23 protein-coding genes and 2 pseudogenes are annotated in these 26,104 nt (G+C 65.5%); 17 read left to right on the top strand and 8 right to left on the bottom strand.

Annotated features, from left to right (window positions below):
* The first annotated feature begins 39 nt into the window (after window positions 1–39).
* Genes MPSD_RS13735 through MPSD_RS13760 form a run of 6 tightly spaced genes read left to right on the top strand, consistent with a single transcriptional unit; the run spans window position 40 to window position 4,344 of the window.
* Window positions 40–342, top strand: coding sequence for an urease subunit gamma (locus MPSD_RS13735; RefSeq protein ID WP_015355503.1), 303 nt, complete (start codon window positions 40–42; stop codon window positions 340–342).
* Window positions 339–650: an urease subunit beta gene (locus MPSD_RS13740; protein ID WP_011740894.1), complete on the top strand. Its 312-nt coding sequence runs from the start codon at window positions 339–341 to the stop codon at window positions 648–650. The genes MPSD_RS13735 and MPSD_RS13740 overlap by 4 nt, the downstream gene beginning before the upstream one ends.
* Window positions 650–2,383 (top strand): urease subunit alpha, encoded by a 1,734-nt coding sequence (locus MPSD_RS13745; RefSeq protein WP_020787461.1) that lies wholly within the window; start codon window positions 650–652, stop codon window positions 2,381–2,383. The genes MPSD_RS13740 and MPSD_RS13745 overlap by 1 nt, the downstream gene beginning before the upstream one ends.
* A complete protein-coding gene (locus MPSD_RS13750; protein ID WP_012394437.1) occupies window positions 2,383–3,018 on the top strand; it encodes an urease accessory protein UreF in 636 nt (211 codons plus the stop codon). The genes MPSD_RS13745 and MPSD_RS13750 overlap by 1 nt, the downstream gene beginning before the upstream one ends.
* Before the next feature lie 10 nt (window positions 3,019–3,028).
* Complete coding sequence (ureG, locus tag MPSD_RS13755; RefSeq protein ID WP_015355505.1) at window positions 3,029–3,700, top strand: urease accessory protein UreG; 672 nt, start codon at window positions 3,029–3,031, stop codon at window positions 3,698–3,700.
* A complete protein-coding gene (locus MPSD_RS13760) occupies window positions 3,700–4,344 on the top strand; it encodes an urease accessory protein UreD (RefSeq protein ID WP_012394439.1) in 645 nt (214 codons plus the stop codon). Before ureG ends, MPSD_RS13760 begins: the two co-directional genes overlap by 1 nt.
* Window positions 4,345–4,414: 70 nt before the next feature.
* On the opposite strand, the gene MPSD_RS13765 is transcribed toward MPSD_RS13760, so the two are convergent.
* The 3 genes from MPSD_RS13765 to MPSD_RS13775 all read right to left on the bottom strand — a co-directional run bounded on the left by MPSD_RS13765 (window position 4,415) and on the right by MPSD_RS13775 (window position 7,615).
* Window positions 4,415–5,800 (bottom strand): NAD(P)/FAD-dependent oxidoreductase, encoded by a 1,386-nt coding sequence (locus MPSD_RS13765; protein WP_011740889.1) that lies wholly within the window; start codon window positions 5,798–5,800, stop codon window positions 4,415–4,417.
* Window positions 5,801–5,963: 163 nt separating this feature from the next.
* Window positions 5,964–6,887 carry an LLM class F420-dependent oxidoreductase gene (locus tag MPSD_RS13770; protein ID WP_012394440.1) on the bottom strand — a complete coding sequence of 308 codons (924 nt, stop codon included), beginning with the start codon at window positions 6,885–6,887 and terminating at the stop codon, window positions 5,964–5,966.
* Between the two features lie 50 nt (window positions 6,888–6,937).
* Complete coding sequence (locus tag MPSD_RS13775) at window positions 6,938–7,615, bottom strand: SDR family oxidoreductase (RefSeq protein ID WP_012394441.1); 678 nt, start codon at window positions 7,613–7,615, stop codon at window positions 6,938–6,940.
* Between the two features lie 286 nt (window positions 7,616–7,901).
* On the opposite strand from MPSD_RS13775, the gene modA reads away from it, so the two are divergent.
* Together modA and MPSD_RS13785 are read left to right on the top strand one after the other, a co-directional pair.
* Window positions 7,902–8,666, top strand: a complete 765-nt coding sequence (gene modA / locus MPSD_RS13780; protein ID WP_015355508.1) for a molybdate ABC transporter substrate-binding protein — start codon at window positions 7,902–7,904, stop codon at window positions 8,664–8,666.
* Window positions 8,667–8,675: 9 nt separating this feature from the next.
* Window positions 8,676–9,470 carry an ABC transporter permease gene (locus MPSD_RS13785; RefSeq protein WP_020787460.1) on the top strand — a complete coding sequence of 265 codons (795 nt, stop codon included), beginning with the start codon at window positions 8,676–8,678 and terminating at the stop codon, window positions 9,468–9,470.
* An 11-nt stretch (window positions 9,471–9,481) separates the two neighbouring features.
* Here the strand turns inward: MPSD_RS13785 and MPSD_RS13790 are convergent, their stop codons facing one another.
* On the bottom strand, window positions 9,482–10,315 hold the full coding sequence (locus MPSD_RS13790) for a class I SAM-dependent methyltransferase (RefSeq protein ID WP_020787459.1): 834 nt from the start codon (window positions 10,313–10,315) through the stop codon (window positions 9,482–9,484).
* A gap of 189 nt (window positions 10,316–10,504) precedes the next feature.
* On the opposite strand from MPSD_RS13790, the gene MPSD_RS13795 reads away from it, so the two are divergent.
* The 6 genes from MPSD_RS13795 to MPSD_RS13820 all read left to right on the top strand — a co-directional run bounded on the left by MPSD_RS13795 (window position 10,505) and on the right by MPSD_RS13820 (window position 16,077).
* Window positions 10,505–11,962 carry an NAD(P)/FAD-dependent oxidoreductase gene (locus MPSD_RS13795; protein ID WP_086084988.1) on the top strand — a complete coding sequence of 486 codons (1,458 nt, stop codon included), beginning with the start codon at window positions 10,505–10,507 and terminating at the stop codon, window positions 11,960–11,962.
* 11 nt (window positions 11,963–11,973) lie between these two features.
* On the top strand, window positions 11,974–12,159 hold the full coding sequence (locus tag MPSD_RS13800; protein WP_015355512.1) for a hypothetical protein: 186 nt from the start codon (window positions 11,974–11,976) through the stop codon (window positions 12,157–12,159).
* Window positions 12,160–12,342: 183 nt separating this feature from the next.
* Window positions 12,343–13,464, top strand: a complete 1,122-nt coding sequence (locus MPSD_RS13805; protein ID WP_011740881.1) for a sulfate/molybdate ABC transporter ATP-binding protein — start codon at window positions 12,343–12,345, stop codon at window positions 13,462–13,464.
* Between the two features lie 86 nt (window positions 13,465–13,550).
* Window positions 13,551–14,531: an alanine and proline-rich secreted protein Apa gene (locus MPSD_RS13810; RefSeq protein WP_086084987.1), complete on the top strand. Its 981-nt coding sequence runs from the start codon at window positions 13,551–13,553 to the stop codon at window positions 14,529–14,531.
* 155 nt (window positions 14,532–14,686) lie between these two features.
* Complete coding sequence (locus MPSD_RS13815) at window positions 14,687–14,983, top strand: GlsB/YeaQ/YmgE family stress response membrane protein (RefSeq protein ID WP_020725276.1); 297 nt, start codon at window positions 14,687–14,689, stop codon at window positions 14,981–14,983.
* Window positions 14,984–15,048: 65 nt separating this feature from the next.
* The gene (locus tag MPSD_RS13820) at window positions 15,049–16,077 is read left to right on the top strand and encodes a zinc-binding alcohol dehydrogenase family protein (protein WP_086084986.1); all 1,029 of its coding nucleotides are present in this window, start codon (window positions 15,049–15,051) and stop codon (window positions 16,075–16,077) included.
* 6 nt (window positions 16,078–16,083) lie between these two features.
* Here the strand turns inward: MPSD_RS13820 and MPSD_RS13825 are convergent, their stop codons facing one another.
* The 4 genes and pseudogenes from MPSD_RS13825 to MPSD_RS13840 form a co-directional block, all read right to left on the bottom strand.
* Window positions 16,084–16,848, bottom strand: coding sequence for a CPBP family intramembrane glutamic endopeptidase (locus MPSD_RS13825; RefSeq protein WP_036426592.1), 765 nt, complete (start codon window positions 16,846–16,848; stop codon window positions 16,084–16,086).
* 297 nt (window positions 16,849–17,145) lie between these two features.
* Window positions 17,146–17,811 (bottom strand): annotated as a pseudogene (locus MPSD_RS13830) (MOSC domain-containing protein).
* A 111-nt stretch (window positions 17,812–17,922) separates the two neighbouring features.
* The gene (locus MPSD_RS13835) at window positions 17,923–20,325 is read right to left on the bottom strand and encodes a phosphoketolase family protein (RefSeq protein WP_086084985.1); all 2,403 of its coding nucleotides are present in this window, start codon (window positions 20,323–20,325) and stop codon (window positions 17,923–17,925) included.
* A 45-nt stretch (window positions 20,326–20,370) separates the two neighbouring features.
* Window positions 20,371–21,228, bottom strand: coding sequence for an SDR family oxidoreductase (locus MPSD_RS13840; protein WP_020787452.1), 858 nt, complete (start codon window positions 21,226–21,228; stop codon window positions 20,371–20,373).
* Window positions 21,229–21,371: 143 nt separating this feature from the next.
* Here MPSD_RS13840 and MPSD_RS13845 point away from each other — a divergent pair, with 143 nt between their 5' ends.
* The 3 genes and pseudogenes from MPSD_RS13845 (at window position 21,372) to MPSD_RS13855 (ending at window position 25,999) form a co-directional block, all read left to right on the top strand.
* Window positions 21,372–21,881, top strand: coding sequence for a GNAT family N-acetyltransferase (locus MPSD_RS13845; protein ID WP_015355520.1), 510 nt, complete (start codon window positions 21,372–21,374; stop codon window positions 21,879–21,881).
* 102 nt (window positions 21,882–21,983) lie between these two features.
* A pseudogene (locus MPSD_RS13850) lies at window positions 21,984–24,429 on the top strand (CaiB/BaiF CoA transferase family protein).
* A gap of 85 nt (window positions 24,430–24,514) precedes the next feature.
* Window positions 24,515–25,999, top strand: coding sequence for an acetyl-CoA acetyltransferase (locus MPSD_RS13855; protein WP_086084984.1), 1,485 nt, complete (start codon window positions 24,515–24,517; stop codon window positions 25,997–25,999).
* Window positions 26,000–26,104: the final 105 nt, after the last annotated feature.

A 26,104-nucleotide genomic window follows, 5' to 3' on the forward strand; every position in this document is an offset into this window, starting at 1 on the left:
AAAGGCCAGAACCGTCACGGCGTGGCAGGATCCCAAAGCATGCGCTTGACGCCGCACGAACAGGAGCGATTGCTGCTGTCTTACGCCGCCGAGGTGGCCCGCCGCCGACAGGCTCGCGGCTTGCGTCTCAATCACCCCGAGGCCGTAGCGCTCATCACCGACCACGTCCTTGAAGGTGCACGCGACGGCCGCACGGTGGCCGAGCTGATGGCCAGCGGTTGTGAGGTCCTGGGTCAAGACGATGTGATGGAAGGAGTGCCCGAGATGATCGCGGACGTGCAGGTTGAGGCGACCTTCCCGGACGGCACCAAATTGGTCACCGTCCATCATCCGATCCGATGATCCCCGGTGAAATCCACTACGGCAGAGGCGATATCGAAATCAACACGACTGCCCAGCGCATCGAGATGAATGTCGTCAACACCGGCGACCGCCCGGTACAGGTCGGAAGTCACGTCCATTTTCCGCAGGCCAATGCGGCGCTGTCGTTCGACCGCGCTGCCGCCCACGGCTACCGTCTCGACATTCCGGCCGCCACCGCGGTCCGCTTCGAGCCGGGCGTTGCCCACACCGTCAGCCTGGTGCCGCTAGAGGGCAGACGCGCGGTGTACGGGCTGACGCTGAATCCACCTGGAAGATTGGACGACTGATGGCGCGGCTGTCCAGGGAGCGCTACGCACAGCTCTACGGTCAGACCACTGGCGATAGGATCCGGCTCGCAGATACCGATCTGCTGGTCGAAATCACCGAAGACCGTTGCGGGGGGCCCGGACTGGCGGGGGACGAGGCGGTGTTCGGCGGCGGCAAGGTGCTGCGCGAGTCCATGGGCCAGGGGCGTGTCACGCGGGCCGAGGGCGCGCCCGACACCGTGATCACCGGCGCGGTAATCATTGACTACTGGGGAATCATCAAGGCGGATATCGGCATTCGTGACGGGCGCATCGTCGCAATCGGCAAGGCCGGCAACCCCAACATCATGTCGGGTATTCATCCCGACTTAGTGGTCGGACCGTCCACCGAGATCATTGGCGGAAACGGGCGCATCGTCACCGCGGGTGCCATCGACTGCCATGTGCACTTGATCTGTCCTCAGGTCATCGCCGAGGCCCTCGGTTCGGGTATCACCACCATCATCGGCGGCGGCACCGGCCCAGCGGAAGGCAGCAAGTCCACCACCGTCACGCCCGGGGGATGGCATCTGGCCAGGATGCTGGAAGCCCTCGATTCCTGGCCGGTCAACATCGCGCTGCTGGGCAAGGGCAACACCGTCAATCCCGACGCGTTGTGGGAGCAATTGCGTGGTGGGGCATCAGGTTTCAAACTTCACGAAGACTGGGGTTCGTCACCGGCGGCGATCGATGCGTGCCTGACCGTCGCCGATGCCGCCGGTGTTCAAGTCGCGTTACACTCCGACACTCTCAACGAGATGGGCTTCGTCGAGGACACGCTGGCCGCGATCGCCGGGCGATCCATTCACACCTACCACACCGAGGGAGCCGGAGGCGGGCACGCCCCCGACATCATCACCGTTGCGGCACATCCCAACGTGCTGCCCAGCTCCACCAATCCGACTCGCCCGCACACCGTCAACACCCTCGACGAGCACCTCGACATGTTGATGGTGTGCCATCACCTCAACCCACGGATTCCTGAAGATCTGGCATTTGCGGAGAGTCGGATTCGGCCATCCACCATCGCCGCCGAAGACCTGCTGCACGACATCGGAGCGATCTCGATGATCGGCAGTGACTCCCAGGCGATGGGCCGGGTCGGCGAGGTGGTGATGCGGACCTGGCAGACCGCGCACGTCATGAAGCAGCGCCGCGGCGCCTTGGAGGGCGACCCGTCGGGCCGCTATTCGGCCGATAACAATCGAGCACGGCGCTATGTCGCCAAATACACCATCTGCCCGGCCGTCGCGCACGGTCTCGACCACGAGGTCGGCTCGGTGGAGGTGGGAAAGCTCGCCGATCTGGTGTTGTGGGAGCCGGCCTTTTTCGGGGTACGCCCGCACGCGGTGGTCAAGGGTGGCGCCATCGCCTGGGCCGCGATGGGCGATGCGAACGCCTCGATACCCACGCCTCAGCCGGTGCTTCCGCGCCCGATGTTCGGCGCGTCGCCGGCCGTGGCAGCGGCGACCTCCGTGCATTTCGTCGCAGCACAGTCCATCGAGGCCGGTCTGGCAGATCAGATCGCCGTCGACCGCCGACTAGTTCCGGTGGCCGATGTCCGGGCCGTCGGTAAGGCCGACATGCCACTCAACGACGCACAGCCGCGCATCGAGGTCGACCCCGATACGTTCACCGTGCGTATCGATGGCGAGGTATGGGAACAGCAGCCGGCCACCGAACTCCCTATGGCGCAACGGTATTTCTTGTTCTAGTGACCACGCTCGCGATGCTCCTGACCCTGGCCGATTCTCGGCTACCCACCGGTGCCCACGTGCACTCCGGCGGCGTCGAGGAGGCCATCACCGCCGGCTTGGTGACCAACCTATCAAGCCTGGAGGCGTTTCTCAAGCGACGCATCCGCAGCCACGGCCTGGTTACCGCGTCCATCGCTGCCGCTGTGCAGCGAGGCGATCTGGCCCCCGATGGCGCAGATCGGGAAACCGACGCCCGCACACCTTCGCCCGCGGCGCGGGATGCCTCACGTAGCCAGGGACGAGGGCTGGTGCGGCTGGCTCGGGCGATCTGGCCGGAAGCGGACTGGGACGCCCTCGGCGCAAAACCCCATCTGGCGGTGGCTGCAGGCCGAGTGGGAGCGCTGGCGGGGCTAACCCCCGAACACCTTGCCCTGCAACTTGTCTACACCACGATGACCGGCTCGGCTACCGCTGCCCAGCGGCTGCTCGCGCTGGATCCCACCGACGTGGCCGTGCTCACGTTCCAGCTCTCTGAGCTGTGCACGACTACCGCCGCTGAAGCGGCAATCGGACTGGCCGATTTGTCCGACCCACTGCTCGATACGCTGGCGCAACATCACGCCGAACGCGAGCGGCCCTTGTTCGCCTCATGAAAGGTATTGCATGGCCAAGCATTCCCATGATCACACCCACGACCATCACGACCGGCCACGGCGGGTTCGAAAGCCGGGGGAGCCGTTGCGGATCGGGGTCGGGGGCCCAGTTGGATCCGGCAAGACCGCACTGGTGGCGGCGATATGTCGGCAGTTGCGAGACGAGCTGTCGCTCTCGGTGCTGACCAATGACATCTACACCACCGAGGACGCCGACTTTCTGCGCAAGCATGCGGTATTGCCAGACAGCCGGATAACCGCGGTGCAAACCGGTGGCTGTCCGCACACCGCGATCCGCGACGACATCACCGCCAACCTGGATGCGATCGACGACTTGATCGCCGCACACGACGCGCTGGACTTGATCTTGGTCGAATCCGGTGGTGACAACCTCACCGCCACCTTCTCGTCGGGCCTGGTGGATGTGCAGATCTTCGTCATCGATGTAGCCGGCGGCGACAAGGTTCCCCGCAAGGGCGGACCCGGTGTGACCTTTTCAGACTTGTTGGTGGTCAACAAGACCGATCTGGCCCCGTTGGTGGGCGCCGATCTGAAGGTGATGGCTCGCGACGCCGAAGCGGTACGCGACGGACGTCCGACCGTGTTGCAGTCGTTGACCGAGGACCCCGCCGCGACGAAGGTACTGGACTGGGTGCGCAGTCAGTTGGCCGCCGCAGGCTGATGCACTCCGAGGTTCTGCTGGTCGCGTCGCGAAACCGGCTGCCGCGCATCCGATGCCGGGGCGGCATTGCGGCCCGTTGCACCGCAGCCGACACCGTTTTTCTGGTGTCGGCTGCGGCAACGCCGCTAGGGGGCGACAGCTTCGACCTCCAGATCATCGTTGAGGAGGGGGCGTCGCTGCGATTGCGAAGTGCGGCCGCGGCCGTGGTGTTGCCCGGCGCACAGACCATGACTTCCCGAGCCCGCTGGAAAATCGAGGTTGCCGGGGAGCTGGATGTGGACCTCGAGCCGACAATCGTCGCCGCTGCCGCCCGGCATCTGTCGTCTGTCACGGTGCAGTTGGATGGCGCTAGCCGGGTCCGTCTGCGCGAGCGCATCCAGATCGGCAGATGTGGTGAGCGGGAAGGATTCTGGTCGGGATCGCTGCATGCGGACCTGGACGGTCGTCCGATGCTGCGACACCGGATGGAACTGGGCGCTGGATCACTGGCCGATGACGTGATTTGCGCTCCCCGCGCGACGGTCAGCGAATTACGCTACCCCACAGGGGAGTTCACTGATGCAATCGAGGCCGGTTCGACAGTGCTGCAGCTCGCCGAGGGCGGAACTCTTAGTACGTGGCAAGCGGAACGGTTGATCGGCTAGAGGTCATTGCGGTCACCGGGCGCCGCGGAGTCGGATAGTCACGCTGCGAGTCGGCCGCGACCACACCGGCCTAGCTGGCTTGTCGCGCCTCGGTGCTCTGCGCCTCGGAAGCCAACTCGGCCAGCTGCTCCAGCCGCGTCCGGGCGAAAGCCTGCTGTTCGGTGATGGTCAGTTGACCACGCCGGGTGCTCAGGAAGGTCACCGTCCACGACAACAGCGTGCTGACCTTGGTCTTGAACCCGACCAGGTACACCAGGTGCAGGACCAGCCAGGCCAGCCAAGCGATGAAGCCGCTGATCTCCACTGGACCGATCTTGGCCACCGCGGAAAAACGCGACACCGTGGCCATGGAGCCCTTGTCGAAGTACTGGAACGGCTCGCGTTCCGCAGCGTTGGCACCGGCCAGCTCGGACTTGATCGTGGTGGCGACGTACTTCGCGCCCTGGATGGCGCCCTGGGCTACCCCGGGCACGCCCTCGACCGCAGCCATGTCGCCGATGACGAACACGTTGGGGTGTCCCGGGACCGACAAGTCGGGCAGCACCTGGACCCGGCCGGCTCGATCGAGCTCAACCTCGGACTGCTCGGCAAGGTCCCGGCCCAACCGGCTGGCCTGGACACCGGCGGACCACACTTTGCACGCGGATTCGATGCGCCGGATGGTGCCGTCGGAATCCTTCACGGTAATGCCGTTGCGGTCGACGTCGGTGACCATCGCGCCGAGCTGGATTTCCACCCCCAGCTTCTGCAGCCGTGCCGCCGCCCGCTCACCCAACTTGTCGCCAAACGGCGGCAGCACCGCCGGAGCGGCATCGAGCAGAATAACCCGCGCCCGGGTGGAGTCGATGTGGCGGAACGCGCCCTTCAACGTGTGCTCGGCCAATTCGGCTATCTGCCCGGCCATTTCGACACCGGTGGGTCCGGCCCCGACGACTGTGAACGTCAGCAGTTTGGCCCGTCGTTCCGCATCACGCGACCGTTCGGCCTGTTCGAAGGCGCTCAGGATCCGTCCGCGTAGTTCCAGCGCGTCATCGATCGACTTCATGCCAGGTGCGAACTCGGCGAAGTGGTCGTTGCCGAAGTAGGACTGGCCCGCGCCCGCGGCGACGATCAGGGTGTCGTATGGGGTTTCGTAGGTGTGACCGAGCAAGTCCGACACGACGGATTGCTTGGCCAGGTCGATGTGGGTCACGTTGCCCAGCAGCACCTGCGCGTTGCGTTGCCGGCGCAGGACCACGCGTGTCGGCGGCGCGATGTCACCTTCGGAGATGATTCCGGTAGCCACTTGGTAGAGCAGCGGCTGGAACAGGTGGTGGGTGGTGCGAGCAATCAGCTTGATATCGACGTCGGCACGCTTGAGCTTCTTTGCCGCGTTGAGTCCGCCGAAGCCAGATCCGATGATGACAACACGATGGCGCGGACGTGCTTGTGCTGTGGTTTCTGGCTGGGGGCTCATGTGACGCTGCTCCTGACGGATCTCCTGACGGGCGCATTGCAGTTAGCTACACCCTAGTCAAACCAGGCCCGCAAGCCCAACTCGTGAGCATGTGTAATTAGCCACACCGGCGCAACCGGATCCGCCCTCCCACCGGCGGCTCATCGCACAAACCCTGAGCGGCCTACCCGGTCAACAGCGGGCGCAGTGCCTCGGCAACGGTGGTGATCAGGCCGGGGGAGTGGCCGTGCGCGGAGAGGTTCATGATCACGCCGTCAATGCCGGTGTCGAGCACTTTGGTTTGCACCTGATCGGCGATCTGTGCCGGGCTGCCGGTCACCATGCGCCTGCTCGTCTCTGCGGGAAGGCGCTCCACCTTGGCCTTCTCGTCGACCACCACCGTGAGCATCACACTGGTTTCCAGTGTTGATGGATCCCGCCCCGCTTCCTCGCATCGGGCGGCGACGGCATCCATCTTGCGAGGCAATTCATCCAGCGCCGCGACGATGTTGAGATGATCGGCCCAGTGGGCGGCGATGCGGAAGGTCTTCTTCTCACCCCCGCCGCCGATCAAGATCGGGATGCGGTCACGGTAACGGGGTTCGGCCATCGCCGATTCGGCTTGGTACCAACTCCCGGAGAAGGTCGGACGCTCACCCTTGATCATCGGATCAAGAATCTGCAACGCCTCCTCGAGCCGATTGAATCGGTCGGTGAAGGTGCCGAACTCGTAGCCGAGCTGGCGGTGTTCGAGTTCAAACCATCCAGCGCCGATGCCGAGGACCGCACGTCCGGCACTGACCACATCCAGCGTCGTGATGATCTTTGCCAACAACGCGGGGTTACGGTACGTATTGCCGGTCACCAGAGTGCCCAGTTGCAGCCGCTCGGTAGCGGTGGCCAGCGCGCCCAGGGCGGTGTAGGCCTCCAGCATGGGCTGGTCCGGTGTCCCCAACATCGGCAGTTGATAGAAATGGTCCATCAAGAAAAGCGAGTCGAAGCCGGCCGCCTCGGCCTCGCGCGCCTGCGCGATGACTGACGGAAAAAGCTTGTCGACGCCGGTACCGTAGGAGAAACTCGGGATCTGGAAACCAAGCCGGATAGCCACGGGCTCTACCGTAGCGATCGGCTCCGAAAAGCCAAGAGAACCGAATTGCCTCAGGCGAAGTGAGCGAGCGCGCCGTGGCTCACATGAAGCGTCTGGCCGGTGATGTGCCGAGCCGCCGGGGTGGTGAGAAACAGCGCCAGCCGGGCGATCTCCGCGGCCACCGGAGCCGGCGTGCGCGACAACCCTTCATAACCCGCCTGCACACTGCGTCCGCAAGCCACGGCGTTGACCGTGATGCCGCGGGTGCCGTAGATCTCGGCTTGCCCGGCGACCCAATTCGACAGGGCACCCTTGATCGCCGCGTCGACGCTGCCCGCTGGTGGGTTCTCCGCCACCACGCTGATGATCGAACCGCCAGATCGCAGATGGTCGCCGACACACTGCACGGTCAACACCGCCGAGAGCACGGTGGTGTCCAGTGCATTGCGCCACGCCGTGGCGGTGTCCGCCAGCGAGTAGGTGCGCGGATCGCCGGCATCCCAGGTCGGCGCCGGCACGTTGACGATGGTGTCCAGATGGTGGGGGAACAACCCGCGCACCTCTGCCAGGCTGGCCGGATTGGTGATGTCGCAGGCGATCGCGTCTGCGTCGAGTTCCTTGGCGACCACCTCGAGATCGTCGCGCCGGGCGCCGACAAGAGTCACTTTGTGACCGTCGTCGCGAAAGCCCTCGGCTACTGTGCGTCCCAGATCGGTGTCGCCGCCGGTGACCAGCACCTCCACTGCCATGACCTCCTCGTGTTCACCGTTGAACCCAGACCCTGGCACTTCACCAGCGTTTATGTTTCCACTCGGCGCGTTGAAAACATCGTCCCGATGGTCACACACCACAGGATTGTTGCCTGGGATCTCAGCATGTTATGGCATCAATCCGCACCCATGTTACTGGACAGTAGCAATTTGACGAAACTCCGCGCGGTCGCGCCGAGCAGATGATTTGGGTAACGATTCGTCAGCAACGGACCCGCCCGTTCTCGCTGGCAGAAGCCTCCGAGGTCGCTGCTAGGTTTGACCGGTGACTCGGGTCGGGATGCTGGCCGGCATGGTGTCGGCGCTGCTGGTCTGGGTGGTGGGCTGCGGTTCGCCGTCACGGCCGGCCGAAGGTGCTCGCTCGATCACGATCTTTGCCGCGGCATCGCTGAAGACCGCCTTCACCCAGATAGGTGAACGGTTCAAGACCGCCAACCCGGGCGTCGGTGTCGAGCTCGATTTCGCCGGTTCCTCCGAGTTGGCCACCCAACTCACCCAGGGCGCCACCGCGGACGTCTTCGCCTCAGCGGACACCGCTCAGATGGACACGGTCGCCAAAGCCGGTCTGCTCGCCGCAGATCCGACGAACTTCGCCTCCAACACACTGGTCATCGTCACCGCGCCGGGCAATCCGAAGCACGTCGGATCGTTCGCCGACCTCTCTCGATCGGATCTAACCGTTGTGGTCTGCCAGCAGCAGGTGCCCTGTGGCGCGGCCACGCAGCGCATCGAAGACGGCACCGGGGTCCACCTCAACCCGGTTAGTGAAGAACTCAGCGTTACCGATGTCCTCAACAAGGTCACGACCGGACAAGCCGACGCCGCGCTGGTCTACCTCACCGATGCGATGAGCGCGGGAAGCACCGTGAGCACTATCAAGTTTCCCCAGGCCGCACCCGCGGTGAACGTCTATCCCATCGCGGTGCTCAGCAACGCCCCCCAACCGGGGCTGGCGCGTAAATTCGTCGACATGGTCACGGCCGAGACAGGACGCCGCATCCTGGATCAGTCTGGTTTCGCCAAGCCCTGACGAGCCGATATGCACGGACCACCGGAGCTGCCCCGCTGGGTTTACCTACCCGCTACCGCGGGGATGGGTTTGGTGATTCTGCCGCTGGTCGCGATGGCGGCCAAGGTCGATTGGCCGAATTTCTGGTCCCTGATCACCAGCACGTCGTCTCGGACGGCACTCGTGCTGAGCTTGAAGACCGCCTCGGCGAGCACCGCGATATGCGTACTCCTGGGCGTGCCGATGGCGCTGGTCCTGGCCCGTAGCCGGGCGCGGCTCATGCGGCTGATGCGGCCGCTGATCCTGCTGCCGCTGGTGCTGCCACCGGTAGTGGGGGGTATCGCGCTGCTCTACGCATTCGGCCGACTTGGCCTGATCGGGCGTTACCTAGAGGCGGGCGGTATCACGATCGCGTTCAGCACGACGGCCGTGGTGCTGGCGCAGACGTTCGTCTCGCTGCCATTCCTGGTGGTATCGCTCGAGGGAGCGGCGCGCACCGCGGGCGCGGACTATGAAGTTGTCGCGGCGACGCTGGGAGCGCGGCCCAGCGCGGTCTGGTGGAAGGTCACGCTGCCGCTACTGATGCCGGGTCTGGTGTCCGGTGCTGTACTCGCCTTCGCCCGGTCGCTGGGGGAGTTCGGCGCAACCTTGACTTTCGCCGGATCCCGCCAAGGTGTCACCCGCACGCTGCCGCTCGAGATCTACCTGCAGCGGGTGAATGATCCCGACGCGGCGATCGCATTGTCACTGCTGCTGGTCGCGGTGGCCGCGCTGGTGGTTCTGAGCCTGGGGGCGCGCCGATTGACCGGCGGCCAGGCGGGGTAGCTTCGGGTGGGTCAGTCGAACTCGAGCAGGACGTAGGCGCCGCGGAATGGCTTGATCGGCGGGAAACGCCACAGGGCGGGGTAGAGGGTCCTGAAGAACAGCCCGCGGCCTTCGGGCATCGGCACATCGTGCACCGCGCGGATTCCGGGCACGGTGTCGACCAGCCTCGCGAGCTGGTTCACCGACAGGCTGAATGGCATCGGCGGAACGCGGTAGCGCCTGGAGGCACGCATACCCTTGGGGGCAACCCGCTTGACGATGGTGGGTGGCAGGTCGAAGAACATCTGTCCACCGGCAAAGCGCTTGGCGCACTGACTGATCAGCTCCATTGCCTGATTGGGCTGCAGGTACATCAGTAGACCTTCGGCGGTGATGAAGACGCCGGCGCGCGAGTCGACCTTGTCCATCCACGTGTAGTCCAAGGCGGACTGTGCGAGGTTGGTGACGCGCGCAGAATCCGGCAGCAGGCGCCGCCGCAGTTCCATTACGGGCTCCAGATCGAGCGATACCCAACGAAATTGCGTATCTGGTAGCGCATTGCTCACCCGCCAGAACCCGGTCTGAAAGCCCTCCGCGAGCGCCACCACGGTAGCCCCCGGATGCTTGGTGAGGTATGCGATCTCACACCGATCAACGGCCAGCGATCGCAACGCCATCTCTTGGCCGCGGCGTCCAAACTTCTCGAAGTCGAAATCGATGGATTCAACAAGTTTGATCGCCATCGGGTCATCGATGATCGGGTTCGGCTTGGCGGCTTGGTGAGCCCTGCCGTTGAGGGTCAGCAATGCGGTTTCAGAGACACCGCCCAGCATTCCGGCGTTCACGTTGTTATCTGAATGACCCACCTACACAACTTATCCAAGCCGCGCCGGAGGACTCCATGCCGCGCGCGCAATGCGGGTAGCCCCAGATTGCGTCGGTGGCCGCACTGGACATCCGATCGTCGATACCACTTAACAAAATACCCTAGGGGGTATAGAATGATGAACGGCTAGCTACCTCAGCTGTAGTTGAGTTCAATCAAGGAGCGACCAATGGCACGAGTCGTTATCCTCGGCGCCGGCATCGCGGGCCATACCGCCGCGCTGCACCTGCGCCGATGGCTTCCCCGCGCACACGAGATCGTCGTTATCTCTCCGAACGCCGACTGGAACTGGATTCCATCCAATATCTGGGTCGGCGTGGGGCGGATGGAACCGACGAAGGTGTTGATTCCCCTCAAACCGATCTACCAGCGCAAAGGCATCGTCTTTCACCAGGCGTTGGCAACCGCTATCCGGCCCGAGGGCACCGGTGAACAGCAGACACCGTCGGTGGACTTCACGTACACCGAGGAAGGGCGACGCGGCGAGACCGGCAGCCTTAGCTACGACTATTTGATCAATGCGACGGGCCCTCAGCTGAATTTCGCGGCGACGCCGGGCCTCGGTCCCGAGGGGCACTCGTATTCGGTGTGTACTGCCGACCACGCCACCGAGGCCGCCAAGGCGCTCGACGGGGTCATCGCCAAGTTGCGGGCCGGCCAGCGGCAGCGCCTCGTTATCGGTGTCGGGCATGGCACCTGCACCTGCGAAGGGGCAGCGTTCGAGTACACCTTCAACGTCGAACATCGACTGCGCGCCGCCGGTGTGCGCGACTTGGCCGAGGTCATCTATCTGACCAATGAGTACGAGCTGGGTCATTTCGGGGTCGACGGCATGAGATTCGTCGACAAGGGATTCATGCAGTCCAGCCGGCTGTGGACCGAATCGCTATTCCGCGAACGTGGCGTCAAGGCGATCACGCAGGCCCACGTGCACGAGGTGATGGACGGCAAGCTGCGCTACGAACAGCTCGACGGCAAAGAACACGATCTGGACTTTGACTTTGCGATGCTGCTGCCACCATTTAGGGGCGCCAGCCTGGCCGCCTACGACCGGGACGGCAACGACATCACGTCCACGTTGTTCGCGCCATCGGGCTTCCTCAAGGTCGACGCCGACTATTCGGGCAAGCCCTACGACGAGTGGACCGCCGAGGACTGGCCACACAGCTACGAATCCGTGGCCTATCCGAACATCTTCGCGCCCGGCATCGCGTTCGCGCCGCCGCACCCAATCTCCAAACCGCGCAAGAGCGTTACCGGGACGGTGATCACCCCCAGCCCACCCCGAACCGGCATGCCGTCGGGCATCATGGCCAAGACCGTGGCCGAGACCATTCGCGATCGCATCACCAACAACGCCGCGAGTCCGGCCCACCAAGCCTCGATGGCGACCATGGGCGCCGCATGCATCGCCTCGGCCGGAACCGGCCTGCGTGAGGGTTCGGCGGCCGCGATGACCATGTTTCCGGTCGTGCCCGACCCGGTGCGCTACCCGCAGACCGGCCGCGACATCAGCGGCACCTCCGGTGAGCTTGGCCTGGCGGGGCACTGGATCAAGGTGCTGCTGCACTACCTGTTCATCTACAAGGCCAAGGCCAGGCCGTTCTGGTGGCTGATCCCTGAATGAAAGGCGCTTCCATGGACCTTACAGACGCGGACAAAAGCGGCTCAGACGTGGATGTCCGGACCGCCGAACGCATTGCCGACGCCCCACTACCCACCGGAGCCAAACTGCGCATGCGGCAGAATCTTCCGGTGCAGATGTGGCGATTCGTCCGCATCAATCTGAAGATGATGCGAATCATCTTCAGCGGACACCACTAGCCGCTCGCGGCGACCGGCCATCGGTCATGCTCGCCGTCACTTAGGGTGTGAGCATGCGTCGTAGTGGTGGGCAAATCGGGTGCCCAGTGCCGACAGTATGGCGCGGATTTCGCGGGTCGTGACGTCAGGCGCAATTCGCAGAATTCAGGCGTGCACGGTGCCGCCGACACGGGACGGCGCGGTGTGAGCGCGCTAGAGCTTCGCGCGGTCGTTGCGGACCGTCGTCTAGACGTCGAGTTCTCGGTGGCGGCGGGCGAGGTGCTGGCGATCCTGGGGCCCAACGGCGCCGGAAAGTCTTCCGTCTTACACGTCATCGCCGGGCTGGTTCGCCCTGACAACGGAGTGGTTCGTCTAGGCGAGCGGGTGCTGACCGATACCGCCGCGGGCATCGACGTGGCAACCCACGACCGCAAAGTCGGTTTGCTGCTGCAGGACCCGCTGCTGTTCCCGCACATGAGCGTGGGCGCCAACGTGGCGTTCGGTCCACATCACCGTCGCGGCACGTTGCGCTCCGGTCGCCGCCAGCAACGCGAATCGGCACTGCGGTGGCTAGCCAAGGTGGGCGCCGAGCAGTTGGTAGATCGCCGGCCGCGACAGCTGTCCGGCGGCCAAGTCCAGCGCGTCGCCATCGCCCGGGCGCTGGCGGCCGAACCAGATGTGCTGCTGCTCGATGAGCCGCTGACCGGACTCGATGTCGCCGCGGCCGCGGCCATCCGGGCGGTGCTGCGCGCCATGGTGGTCGACAGCGGATGCGCCGTAATTTTGATATCTCATGACCTGCTCGATGTATGCACACTGGCCGATCGGGTGCTGATTCTCGAGGCCGGTCGGATCTCCGAAATCGGCGCGGCCGCCGACGTACTGGCCGCGCCGCGCAGCAATTTCGGAGCTCGCATCGCGGGGGTCAACCTGGTCAGCGGCACCATCGGCCGTGACGGGTCCCTGCACACCCGCTTCGGTAGCCAATGGAGGGGAACACCGGCCCGAGACCTCGATGAAGCGCTCGATTTTGGGCAAGACGCCATCGCCGTGTTCCCGCCGACCGCGGTGGCAGTGCACCTCGAACCGCCGCACGGCAGCCCACGCAATACGGCCGAGGTGACCGTGGCAGATCTACAGACTCGTGGGCCGGCCGTGTTGGTGCGCAGTGAGGACCAGCCCGACGGCTTGCCCGGCCTGGCCGCGAGCATCACCGTCGACGCTGCCGCCGAGTTGAAGCTGACGCCCGGGGCGCGAGTGTGGTTCAGCGTCAAGGCTCATGAGGTGGCGTTACATCAAGCATTGCGCCGCCAGGTAGCCCGCTAGGGGATTGCCACCGGGTCCGTCACGATCAGCGAAGACATGGGCAGGCCATCCTTGCTTCGCGGCCATAACACGGTAGGTTCGTCGCCATGCGTGAGGTGGACCCCAACAAGCGACGTCGCCACGGACTCTGGACAACGCTAGCGCTCGCAGCGGTGAGCAGTGCCAGCGTTGTCTCCATTGCCCTTCCGGCGACCGCCAGCGCCGACCCGGCGCCTGCGCCGGCACCGTCGACCACCGCGGCGCCACCGGCGGATCCCAATGCCGCACCGCCACCAGCTGACCCCAACGCCCCACCGCCACCACCAGCTGACCCCAACGCCCCACCACCACCACCAGCTGACCCCAACGCCCCACCGCCACCGGTGGTTGACCCGAATGCACCGGAGCCCGGGCGGGTCAACAATGCGGTCGGTGGTTTCAGCTTCGTCGTTCCGGCGGGCTGGGTCGAGTCCGACGCTTCGCACCTCGACTACGAGTCGGCGCTGCTGAGCAAGATGACGGGCGAGCCACCCATGCCAGGACAGGCCCCGCCGATTGCCAACGACACGCGAGTCGTGTTGGGGCGGTTGGACCAGAAGCTCTACGCCAGCGCGGAGGCCACCAATCCCAAGGCCGCCGTCCGGCTGGGATCGGATATGGGTGAGTTCTTCATGCCTTATCCCGGCACCCGGATCAATCAGGAAACCATTCCGCTCAACGCCAACGGGATAACCGGAAGCGCGTCGTACTACGAAGTGAAGTTCAGCGATGAGTCCAAGCCCAACGGACAGATCTGGACCGGCGTAGTCGGCACTCCCGCGGGCAGCACGCCCAACGAAGGACCGCCGCAGCGCTGGTTTGTGGTCTGGCTGGGAACCTCGAATGACCCCGTCGACAAGGGTGCGGCGAAGGTACTGGCGGAGTCGATCCGGCCGTGGATGCCACCACCGGCACCGGCACCGGCGCCTGCGCCGGGTGAGCCCGCGCCGCAACCGGGCGCGCCGGAACCCGTCCCCGCACCGGCTCCCGCGCCGGCCGCTGGGGTGGCTCCGACCGTCGCCCCAGCACCGCGAACACAACCGACCTAAGGCCGTACTGCCCCTGACAAGATAGTCCCCGCCAACTAGGCGGGGATATTCTTGGCTTCGCAGAATCGCATCCCCATCGTTACCCGAACGGGGTATACCGAAGTCACGGTCCGACACCGCAGTTGGACCTTGCCAGTGATTGCAAGGAGATCCCGATGGACGTCATGGCAGCTACCGAATTCCTGGCTCGCTCCAGCACCTTGACCAGTGTCGGCTGGCTCGGCTACATTATCATCGGAGCGCTCGCCGGGTGGATTGCCGGCAAGATCGTCAAAGGCGCCGGATCCGGCATTCTGATGAATATCGTGATCGGCGTCGTCGGCGCGCTGATCGGTGGCTTCTTGCTGAGCTTCTTTGTCGACACCGCCGCCGGCGGCTGGTGGTTCACCTTGTTCACCGCGATCCTGGGCTCGGTGATCCTGCTCTGGATCGCGGGCAAGGCCCGCCACTAGCGCGTTGGATCCCTGCTGACCGTGGCGGGTCGAGCCGTCCCTGGCGATAGCGTCATCATGGACTGATGGCCGCACCCGCGAGTACCCCGACGATGAGCGCATGGCAGGTGCGCCGGCCCGGTCCCATCGACACCGGCCCGCTGGAGCGGGTGAACGTCGAAGTACCAAGACCGGCGCCCTCCGAACTGCTCGTGGCGGTGCGAGCATGCGGCGTGTGCCGCACCGACCTCCACGTCACCGAGGGCGATCTGGCGGTGCACCGGAAGCGGGTGACGCCGGGACATGAGGTGGTCGGAGAGGTCGTAGAAGTAGGGGCCGAGGCCGGCGACGAGTTCGCCGTCGGCGACCGGGTGGGCATCGCCTGGCTGCGCCACACCTGCGGGGTGTGCAAGTACTGCCGCCGTGGCGATGAGAACCTGTGCCCGAAGTCCCTCTACACCGGATGGGACGCTGACGGGGGATACGCAGAATTCACCACCGTTCCCGCGGCGTTTGCCCACCATCTGCCCAGCGGCTACAGCGATAGCGAGCTGGCCCCACTGCTGTGCGCCGGCATCATCGGTTACCGCTCCCTGCTGCGGGCCGAACTACCACCCGGCGGCAGGTTGGGCCTGTATGGGTTCGGCGGCAGCGCGCACATCACCGCACAGGTCGCGTTGGCCCAGGGAGCCGAGGTGCATGTGATGACCCGTGGAGCCGAGGCGCGTGAGTTGGCACTCGAGCTTGGCGCCGCATCGGCTCAGGGGGCCGCCGACCCACCACCGGTACGGTTGGATGCCGCGATCCTGTTCGCCCCGGTAGGGGAGCTGGTGTTGCCGGCTCTGGCGGGCCTCGACCGTGGTGGCACCCTGGCGGTCGCCGGGATTCATCTCAGCGACATCCCGCCGCTGAACTATCAGCGTCACTTGTTCCAGGAACGTCAGATCAGGTCGGTGACGTCCAACACCCGCGGTGATGCCCGGGCTTTCCTCAACTTTGCGGGCCAGCATCATATCGAGGTCACCACGCCCGAATACCCGCTCGGGCAGGCTGACCGCGCGCTCAGCGACCTCAGCGCGGGCCGCATCGCCGGCGCCGCGGTGTTGATCGTGTAACGAGGTTCAGCTCGACAGGTGCCAGACCACAGCGGCCGCCAGGGCACCCACGCCGTTCAGCGACCAATGCAGGGCGATCGGCGCGATCAAGCTTCCGCTGCGGCGGCGCAACCAGCTGAAGACGAAGCCGGCGGCCCCGGTGGCCAGGACCGCCAAGACGACGCCGGCGACCATCCCGACTATCCCGCCACCGAACAACCGGGTGAAACCGACGTTGCTACTGGTCAGTCCCAGCGACGTCGCGACGTGCCAAAGTCCGAACAACAATGATCCCGCCAGCGCCACCCCGCGAAATCCCCAAGCCCGATTCAGCGCCCCATGCAGCACCCCGCGGAAGGCGAGCTCCTCGGGGATGACCGTTTGCAGCGGGATGATGACCATAGAGGCAATCACGGCGCCAGAAACCGTCGCGTAGTGGTTGTTCATGAACATCGGCCGAGTCATCGGCAACAGCACACCTACCGAGATCACCAGGACCACCAGGCCAACCGCGGCCAGCGCGTAGAACATCCCAGATCTCCAGTGCTCCCGCCCCAACCCCAACTCGGCCCAGCCCAGACCCCTGCTACGCACCAGGATGACCAGCCCGACCGCGGCCGCCGGGACGGTCGCGATGCTCGCCCACGGCGTGGTGAAGTGCGCAATAAGATTTGTCAGCACCAACACCACCACAACAACCGCGACATCAAGGTGGATACGCAACCTGTGCAGCGCGGAAAGCTGCGTCACTAGCGCATCCGGGTGAGGGGCCGTCGTCGCATGGTCACGCATGCCGACCGATTCTACCTGCGGGGCGGTCGTCCACCTCCGTTTTTCGTCGGCGCCAGCGGTACCGGCCAACTGCAGGCAAGGGCAACCGGGGCGGCCGCGAGATGCGGCCGCCCGCTCGTCTCCTCGGCCCACATCACCGAAAGGGCAGACAACCCTTACAAACTCGGCGGGGCCAACAGCAGCTCGAAAGGATCGGGCCGCCCCGCGGCGCCGTGCTCACCGGTGATTCCTTGCTGTCGTATGCGCACCGACGCACGTCGAGTGTCTACTTGCTCACAGTCGCCGAGGCCGACGCGCTCAGCCAGTGTTGGACGCCAGCCGACGGCGCACATCCGCCTTGATTTCCGCCGGCAGCGCATCTGCCGCCAGCAGCTTGGGAAGCAGGTCGGGTTCAGCCATCCGAGCACGAAATACCAGCCCAATGGTCACGTCGTGATCAGGCCGGTGGTCGACGGTGATCGTGTCGCCGGCGCGCACCGTTCCCGGCGAGATCACCCGTAAGTAGGCGCCGGGCTTGCCGGCCTGGGTGAAGGTCTTGATCCATTGCTTCAGATTCAAGAACGCCGCGAACGTGCGGCACGGGACCCGCGGCGCGGAGACTTCCAGCACCAAGCCGTCGGCGCCGATACGCCAGTGTTCCCCGATCCGCGCGCCAGTGACGTCGAGGCCCGAGGTCGTCAGATTTTCGCCGAAGATTCCGTTGGTGAGGGTGCGCTGCAGTTGCGCCTCCCACGCGTCAAGGTCTTCTCACGAGTAGGCGTACACCGCCTGATCGTCACCCCCATGGAAGTTGTGATTGCCGATGGTGTCCCCGACCAGACCGCTCCCCAGGCCCCCTTGCATGGGCCCGGGGGCACGGACCATTACCGCCTCATCCGCCGCCACTTTGTCGATACCCGTCAATTCCGACGTCGAACGCACGTCGGGATTCGCCCGGGTACGAGCCAAGTTGACCGTCAACACATGCGCCACCTACACAGGCTAGCGCCGAAGCATGGGTCGCCTCGCTCCCATCACTCGCCAAGCTCGCTCTGCTCGCTCGGCTCCCAAACCCAACAGGTCGCCTCGCTCCCATCACTCGCCAAGCTCGCTCTGCTCGCTCGGCTCCCAGGCCCAATCCGCAATTCGCGGGTCGTCCTCACCATGCTCACGCGTGTACTGGCGCGCTGCCAGGCGCGCATCGGCCATCCGCTGCCACAGCACCGCAGCCCGGCTGGACAGGCCCACCACCCGGTCGATGACGTCGATCACCAGGTGGAAGCGATCCAGGTCATTGAGCATCACCATGTCGAACGGCGTAGTCGTGGTGCCTCGCTCCTTGAACCCGCGCACATGGATGCGGGCATGGTTGGCACGACGGTAAGCAAGGCGGTGGATCAGCCATGGATAGCCGTGGTAGGCGAAAATGACCGGCTTGTCGCGGGTGAACAGCGCATCGAACTCGCGGTCCGGCAAGCCGTGGGGGTGCTCGGACTCCGGCTGCAAACGCATGATGTCGACGACGTTGACCACCCGGACACCCAGGTCGGGCAGTTCGCGACGCAGGATATCGGCGGCCGCCAGTGTCTCCAACGTCGGAATGTCTCCCGCGCAGGCCAGCACCACGTCGGGCTCGCCGCTGGCCGTACTCGCCCACTGCCAGATGCCCAGTCCCCGGGTGCAGTGCGCGATGGCCTCGTCCATATCCAGATAAGCCAGCGCGGGCTGCTTGCCGGCGACGATGACGTTGACGTAGTTGCGGCTACGCAGGCAGTGGTCGGCAACCGAAAGCAAGGTGTTCCCGTCCGGCGGCAAGTAGACGCGGACCACCTCCGGACGCTTGTTGGCGACCAGGTCGATGAACCCGGGATCCTGATGGGAAGCGCCGTTGTGGTCCTGCCGCCACACGTGGGAACTCAGCAGGTAGTTCAGCGATGCGATCGGCCGCCGCCACGGCAGCTCCCGGCTGGTGGAAAGCCATTTCGTGTGCTGATTGAACATCGAGTCGACGATATGCACGAAGGCCTCGTAGCAATCGAACATGCCGTGGCGGCCGGTCAGTAGATAACCTTCCAGCCAGCCCTGACACAGATGTTCTGACAGCACCTCCATCACGCGGCCTTCGGCCGAAAGGTGGTCGTCATCGGCCGTGGTCTCCGACAGCCAGGTTCGGCCGGTTGCCTCGAATACGGCGCTGAGCCGATTCGACGCCGTCTCATCCGGACCCATCAGACGGAATCGATCCGGGTTTCGCCTGATCACATCGCGCAGAAATGTCCCGAGTACCCGAGTGGCTTCGTGGATTTCGGTGCCCGGGCTGTTGACCTGCACCGCGTAGTCGCGGAAGTCGGGCAGATCGAGGTCACGCAACAAGAGCCCGCCGTTGGCGTGCGGGTTGGCGCTCATCCGTCGATTGCCGCTGGGAGCCATCGCCCGCAGCTGCGCTCGCAGCTTGCCGTGATCGTCGAACAGCTCGTGGGGCCGGTAGCTGCGCAGCCATTCTTCAAGCTGGTCACGGTGCTGCGCGTTGTCGTGGGTGTCAGCTAGCGGAACCTGATGGGATCGCCAGGTGCCCTCGACCTTCTTGCCGTCGACGACTTTTGGCCCCGTCCAGCCCTTGGGGGTGCGTAGCACGATCATTGGCCATACCGGCCGCTTGATATCGCCGCCGGTGCGGGCGGCGAGCTGAATCGCGGCGATCTCGTCGAACGCCTCGTCGAGCGCGCCGGCCAGCTGCTGGTGCACACGGGGCGGATCATCGCCGGCCACCGTGATGGGCCGGTAGCCGTAGCCGCGCAACAGCGATTCGAGCTCGTCATGCGGAATGCGGGCCAGCACGGTCGGATTGGCGATCTTGTAGCCGTTGAGATGCAAGATCGGCAGCACCGCCCCGTCGATGGCGGGGTTGAGGAACTTGTTCGAATGCCAGCTTGTCGCCAGTGGACCGGTCTCGGCTTCACCGTCACCGACCACGCAGGCGACCACCAGGTCGGGGTTGTCGAAGGCCGCGCCGTAAGCATGCACCAGCGCGTAGCCGAGCTCGCCGCCCTCATGAATGGACCCGGGCGTCTGCGCCGCGACATGGCTGGGAATCCCGCCCGGAAAGGAAAACTGGCGAAACAGCCGCCGCATTCCGTCGGTGTTCTCCGCGATGGCGCTGTACACCTCGCTGTAGGTGCCTTCCAAGTACGCATTGGCCACCAGTCCGGGCCCCCCGTGGCCGGGCCCGGTGACGTAGATGACGTTGGCGTCGCGCTCGCGAATTATCCGGTTCAGGTGCGCGTAGATCAGATTGAGGCCGGGGGTGGTGCCCCAGTGACCCAGCAGCCGGGGTTTGACGTGCGTGGGCACCAGCGGTTCGGCCAACAGTGGATTGTCCAGCAGATAGATCTGACCGACCGACAGGTAGTTGGCGGCGCGCCAATAGGCGTCAATGAGGGCCAGGTCGTCGTCGGACAGGGGAGCGGGTTCGCTGGTGGCACGATTTTCTGGGCTCATCTCATCGATTGTGCGTGCCGTCGATGAACAACCCGTTGACGGCGCTCAGCTTTCTCCGGTTTCGCCGCGGGCGCGGGCCTCGTAGGCCTCGCGCTTGGCGGCGTCGACGTCGTCGGTGAAGACATGCTCACCCCCGAGGAGTCGGTTGAGGCCTTCGGACAGCCAGCGGGGGAGGTACTTCTGCGAGGCGATCATGGCGCCGGCCGCTTTGGTGACCCGCACGCGAGGCTTGGGATTGGCCACCAGCGCGACGATTGCGTCGGCGATGTCAGAGGGCTCAGCGTTCTTGAACCCTTTCATCCCCGGCGTCCCCGACGCGAGTTCGGTGTTGGCGAAGGTCGGCAACACCATGGAGAACTTCACCCCGGTGGTGCGGTATTCGATCCTGGCGGCATCGGTGAATGCGATCACCGCGTGCTTGCTTGCGCAATAGGTGGCCAGGCCCACCACGTAGATCTCGCCGGCCAGCGATGCGACGTTGATGACGTGGCCCCGCCCGCGGGGAACCATTCGCTGAGCCGCCAGCTTGCTGCCCACCATGACGCCGTAGACATTGATGTCCAGAATGCGCCGGGTCACCGAATCCGGCTCGTCGACAATCCGCCCGACAGGCATGATGCCGGCATTGTTCACCAGCACGTCGAGCGGGCCGAGTTGGCGCTCGACTTGATCGAGGAAGTCCGAGAAGGAATTTGGGTCGGTGACATCGAGTTTGCCGTACACCTCGAGGCCGAGGTCGGCGCCGGCCTCCTTCACAGCGGGTTCGTCAACGTCGCTGATCGCGACTTTGGCACCCAGCTTGTGCAGCGCGGTCGCGGTTGCCAGCCCGATTCCCCGTGCACCGCCGGTGATCACGATGACTTTGTCCCGGACCCTGACGCCGATGGTTGTCGAATCTGCCATTTCGCCCTCCCCGACTTTGACGGGTGTCAACTAGTCGACCCGCCAAGCACAGCACTGACGGCTCCGCTGCGCAAATGGCCCTGGTGATGGGCGCGCACGCCGATTGAATGGCCATAGCGGCAGACAGTCTCGATACTGCAACCATGATCGAGGTCCGCGCAGCCACCCCGGAGGATGCCTATGACGTGGCCCGGGTGCATGTGCGTTCGTGGCAGTGGGCATTCCGGGGACTGATTTCCCAGGATTACCTCGACAATCTCAGCCCGCAAGACTGGGTCGACCGCTACACCGTTGGCCGGATGGGGTTGCGACTACCCTCCATCCAGGTGGCGGTCGACGGTTCGGCGATCCGCGGCCTGGCCACCACCGGTCTATCCCGCGACACGGAGCTGTCGAACTTCGGTGAGCTCCGGGCGATCTATGTCGATCCCGAGCATGTCTGCACCGGCGTCGGACGGTTGCTCATGACTGCCGCCCGGGAACGGCTGCGGCGGGTTGGCGTCACCGCAGCCGTGTTATGGGTCCTGGATGGCAATGCCCGCGCTCGGCGCTTCTATGAACGCGATGGATGGAATTTCGACGGCACGCGTCGCACCGAGATCATCGGCGACACCCCGGTCGACCAAATGCGCTACCGCTGCTCACTGACCTAGCCGCCCGGCGCGGAATCATCGACTGGCCGAGGCCGCACCGATGCGCTTGGCCGGTCGGCGGTCCGTTTGATGCGGAGCCCGCTGCCACCCGGCGGCTACGGTATGCAAATGGCCGACCAGCTGCTCGCCGCGGTGCGCGTCCTGGACTTGTCCGGCGGTACCGCCGACACGGTCGCGCGCTTGCTCGCCGACCTCGGCGCCGACGTCCTCAAGGTGGAGCCGCCCGGCGGGAGCCCCGGACGTAACCAAGCGCCCACGCTGGCGGGCGCCAGCATTCCGTTCGCCGTGCACAACGCCAACAAGCGCAGCGTGGTGCTGGACCCCAACGACGCAGCCGACCGGGCACGGCTGCTCGAGCTGGCCGCCGGCGCCGACATCCTCGTCGACAGCGGTCTGCCGGGGCAGGCCAGCAGCTACGGGACATCGTGTGTGGAGCTAGCCGATCGCTGCCCCCACCTGGTGGTGCTGTCGTTCACCGACTTCGGTGCATCGGGTCCGCGATCGTCGTGGCGGGCAACCGACGCGGTGCTCTACGCGATGTCGGGATCGCTATCACGGTCAGGGCCCACCACCGGCACCCCGGTATTGCCGCCAGATGGCATCGCTTCGGCGACAGCCGCGGTCCAGGCGACCTGGTCGGTGCTGGCCGCCTACTACAACAAATTGCGTTGCGGTACCGGCGATTACATCGACTTCTCGCGCTTCGATGCGGTGGTGATGGCTCTTGATCCCGCATTCGGGGCACACGGGCAGGTCGCGGCCGGCATCCGAAGCAGTGCGCGGTGGCGGGGACGCCCGAAAAACCAGGACGCCTACCCGATCTACCCGTGCCAGGACGGGTACGTGCGATTGTGCGTGATGGCGCCGCGCCAGTGGCGCGGCCTACGCCGCTGGCTGGGGGAACCACCAGACTTTCAGGATCCCAAGTACGACGTGATCGGTGCTCGTTTCGCGGCCTGGCCGCAGATCAGTGAGTTAGTTGCGGCGCTGTTTGCCCCCCAGACGATGAAGGAGCTGGTGGCTGCCGGCCAAGCCCACGGGGTCCCGATTGCGGCCGTCCTCACACCGTCGCGGATTCTGGCCTCCGAACACTTCCAGGCGGTGGGAGCCATCACCGAGGCCGAACTGGTCCCCGGGGTGCATAACAAGGTCCCCACCGGATACTTCGTGGTCAACGAGCAGCGGGCGGGGTTTCACACTCCCGCACCCGCCGTGGGCCAAGACCAGCCGCGCTGGCTGGCCGACCCGGCTCCGGAGCTTGCGAGCACGGCCAGCGTGGGGGGCTACCCGCTCGAAGGGCTGCGGATTCTCGATCTGGGCATCATCGTCGCGGGGGGGCGAGCTGAGCCGGCTGTTCGGCGACCTGGGCGCCGAGGTCATCAAGGTCGAAAGCGCCGACTACCCCGACGGGCTACGACAGGCCCGTGCCGGTGACGCGATGAGTGAGTCGTTTGCCTGGACGCACCGTAATCATCGTGCGCTCGGCCTCGACCTGCGCAGCCCCGAGGGCAAGCAAATTTTCGGTCGCCTGGTCGCCGCGGCCGACGCCGTGTTCGCCAACTTCAAGCCGGGCACCCTGACCTCGCTGGGCTTCAATTACGCCAACCTCCATGCCCTCAACCCGCACATCGTGCTCGCCGGCAGCAGCGCGTTCGGTAATCGCGGCCCCTGGAGTACCCGGCTGGGATACGGCCCGCTGGTGCGAGCCACCACCGGCGTGACCCGGGTGTGGACATCCGAAGACGCCGCTACCGACGGTTCCCGGCATGCCTTCTAGGACGCCACGACAATTTTCCCCGACCACGTTGTCGGGCGAATCGTTGCCGTCCTGGCGCTGGCCGCGCTGATCCACCGTCACCGCACCGGTACCGGAGCCCACGTACACATCTCGCAAGCCGAAGTTGTGGTCAATCAGCTCGACACCCTGTTCGTCACCGAGGCCGCACTGGCCGCCGGCATCGCCGAAGTCCGCAATGACCTCAGTGTGCACGCGGTATGCCCCTGCGCCGGTGACGACGAGTGGTGCGTCGTCACCATCTGCTCGGACAACGAATGGCGCTGTGCGGCGAAACTGATCGACCAACCCGAACTGGCCGATGACCCGCGCTTCGCCTCGGCCGAGTCGCGCATGGCCAATCGCGCCGAATTGGTCGCAGTCGTGTCGGCCTGGACCGCCGACCACACCCCATTCGAGGCGGCCCAGGCGCTGCAAGCGGCAGGGATTGCAGCGGGCCCGATGAACCGCCCGCCGGACCTTCTGGAGGACCCGCAACTAATCGCGCGAAACCTGTTCCGCGACATGACCCATCCGCTCATCGCACGCCCGCTGCCCGCGGAGACCGGCCCGGCGCCGTTTCGCCATATCCCGCAGTCACCACAACGACCCGCGCCGCAGCCGGGTCAGGACACCCGAGAGATCTGCGCTGAGCTGCTGGACATGAGCCCGGAAGAAATCGAGTTCCTGATCACCGAAGGCGTGCTGTTCGCCCCGTCGGCTAACTCCGAGCAGCTGGCCACCGAACAGCAGGGCTCCGGGGAAAGCCGGTGACGCCTTCGCTCGCTCGATTGCGCCGCCGGCCCGAGGTCGAGCGCGACGTGCGGTGGCCGGCGAGGGGCGGCGCTAGGTTCGATTCATGGCCGTAGACCCCCGCACGCCGGTGCTGATCGGCTACGGCCAGGTCAACTACCGCGATGAAATCGACCCCACCATGCCGTCGGTCGAGCCTGTCGATCTGATGCTCGCCGCGGCGCAGCAGGCGGCCGATTCCCGGGTGCTCGCGGCCGTTGACTCCATTCGCGTGGTCCGCGTGCTCTCGGCGCACTACCGCAATCCCGGCCAGTTGCTCGGCGAGCGGCTGCAGGCCAGTGGTTTCACCACCAGCTACAGCAGCGTCGGCGGCAACACACCGCAGTCTCTGGTCAGCCAGGCGTGCCTGGACGTACAGCGGGGTCGAGCCGGGGTGGTGTTGATCGCTGGCGCCGAGACGTGGCGGACCAGGACCGGTCTGAAGTCCAAGGGCGCCCGACTGACCTGGACGCTTCAGGACGAATCCGTTCCGCTGCCGCGGGTCGCCGGCCAGGATGTGCCGATGGCCGGCGAGAGCGAAATCAGAATCAAGCTGGATCGGCCCGCCTACGTCTATCCGATGTTCGAGCAGGCGCTACGCATCGCCAACGGCGAGTCAATCGAGGACCACCGCAGCAGAGTCGGCCGACTGTGGGCGGGGTTCAACGCGGTCGCGGTGGATAACCCGCACGCCTGGATCCGCACCCCGATGACTGCCGAACAGATTTGTCGGCCCGGCCCGCAGAACCGGATGATCAGCTGGCCCTACACCAAGCTGATGAACTCCAACAACATGGTTGACCAGGGCGCCGCCCTGATCCTCACGTCGGTCGAGCAGGCGACACGGCTGCGGGTGCCCACCGAACGCTGGGTCTACCCGCAGACTGGGACCGAGGCGCACGACACCTTCTCGATTGCCGAGCGCGCCGAACTGCACCAGTCGCCGGCCATCCGAATTGCCGGGGCACGCGCGTTGGAACTCGCCGGTCTGGGCATCAACGATGCCGACTACGTCGACCTGTACTCGTGTTTCCCGTCCGCGGTGCAGGTTGCCGCACACGAACTCGGGCTGCCTGTCGACGATGCCGACCGGCCGTTGACCGTCACCGGCGGACTGACCTTTGCCGGGGGCCCGTGGAACAACTACGTCACACATTCGATTGCCACCATGGCCGAGTTATTGGCGGCCAACCCCGGCCGGCGCGGGCTGATCACCGCCAACGGCGGCTACCTGACCAAGCACAGCATCGGCGTGTACGGCACCGAGCCACCCGCGGAGTTCCGCTGGGAAGACGTGCAACCGCTGGTGGACCGCGAGCCCACCCGGGCCGCCCTGGTCGGATGGGACGGCGTCGGCGCCGTCGAGGCCTGGACAACGCCCTTCACCAGAGACGGGCAACCCGAGAAGGCCTTCGTCGCCGTGCGCACGCCCACCGGGGCGCGTACCTTAGGCGTGATCACCGATCCCGCATCGGCCAATGCCACCGTGCATGAGGACATCGCCGGGGCAAAGGTTGCCATCGCTGCCGATGGCAACGCGACATTGCGGTAACCGGCCGCACCGGTAATAGCGGGCGCATCCAGCACCGAAGTGTCACGGTCGAGACTCAAGTGTCGCGCAAATGGGGCCAACATGCCTATTGTGATGGAAAGCGTT

It is taken from the genome of Mycobacterium pseudoshottsii JCM 15466, assembly GCF_003584745.1.
GTDB classification, from domain to species: domain Bacteria; phylum Actinomycetota; class Actinomycetes; order Mycobacteriales; family Mycobacteriaceae; genus Mycobacterium; species Mycobacterium marinum.

Excerpts from the sequence above, each read along its gene's own strand:
- MPSD_RS13735 (WP_015355503.1), top strand. The coding sequence starts at position 40 with ATGCGCTTGACGCCGCACGAACAGGAGCGATTGCTGCTGTCTTACGCC.
- MPSD_RS13740 (WP_011740894.1), top strand. The coding sequence starts at position 339 with ATGATCCCCGGTGAAATCCACTACGGCAGAGGCGATATCGAAATCAAC.
- MPSD_RS13745 (WP_020787461.1), top strand. The coding sequence starts at position 650 with ATGGCGCGGCTGTCCAGGGAGCGCTACGCACAGCTCTACGGTCAGACC.
- ureG (WP_015355505.1), top strand. The coding sequence starts at position 3,029 with ATGGCCAAGCATTCCCATGATCACACCCACGACCATCACGACCGGCCA.
- MPSD_RS13760 (WP_012394439.1), top strand. The coding sequence starts at position 3,700 with ATGCACTCCGAGGTTCTGCTGGTCGCGTCGCGAAACCGGCTGCCGCGC.
- MPSD_RS13765 (WP_011740889.1), bottom strand. The coding sequence starts at position 5,800 with ATGAGCCCCCAGCCAGAAACCACAGCACAAGCACGTCCGCGCCATCGT.
- MPSD_RS13775 (WP_012394441.1), bottom strand. The coding sequence starts at position 7,615 with ATGGCAGTGGAGGTGCTGGTCACCGGCGGCGACACCGATCTGGGACGC.
- MPSD_RS13785 (WP_020787460.1), top strand. The coding sequence starts at position 8,676 with ATGCACGGACCACCGGAGCTGCCCCGCTGGGTTTACCTACCCGCTACC.
- MPSD_RS13795 (WP_086084988.1), top strand. The coding sequence starts at position 10,505 with ATGGCACGAGTCGTTATCCTCGGCGCCGGCATCGCGGGCCATACCGCC.
- MPSD_RS13800 (WP_015355512.1), top strand. The coding sequence starts at position 11,974 with ATGGACCTTACAGACGCGGACAAAAGCGGCTCAGACGTGGATGTCCGG.
- MPSD_RS13810 (WP_086084987.1), top strand. The coding sequence starts at position 13,551 with ATGCGTGAGGTGGACCCCAACAAGCGACGTCGCCACGGACTCTGGACA.
- MPSD_RS13815 (WP_020725276.1), top strand. The coding sequence starts at position 14,687 with ATGGACGTCATGGCAGCTACCGAATTCCTGGCTCGCTCCAGCACCTTG.
- MPSD_RS13820 (WP_086084986.1), top strand. The coding sequence starts at position 15,049 with ATGGCCGCACCCGCGAGTACCCCGACGATGAGCGCATGGCAGGTGCGC.
- MPSD_RS13825 (WP_036426592.1), bottom strand. The coding sequence starts at position 16,848 with ATGCGTGACCATGCGACGACGGCCCCTCACCCGGATGCGCTAGTGACG.
- MPSD_RS13835 (WP_086084985.1), bottom strand. The coding sequence starts at position 20,325 with ATGAGCCCAGAAAATCGTGCCACCAGCGAACCCGCTCCCCTGTCCGAC.
- MPSD_RS13840 (WP_020787452.1), bottom strand. The coding sequence starts at position 21,228 with ATGGCAGATTCGACAACCATCGGCGTCAGGGTCCGGGACAAAGTCATC.
- MPSD_RS13845 (WP_015355520.1), top strand. The coding sequence starts at position 21,372 with ATGATCGAGGTCCGCGCAGCCACCCCGGAGGATGCCTATGACGTGGCC.
- MPSD_RS13855 (WP_086084984.1), top strand. The coding sequence starts at position 24,515 with ATGGCCGTAGACCCCCGCACGCCGGTGCTGATCGGCTACGGCCAGGTC.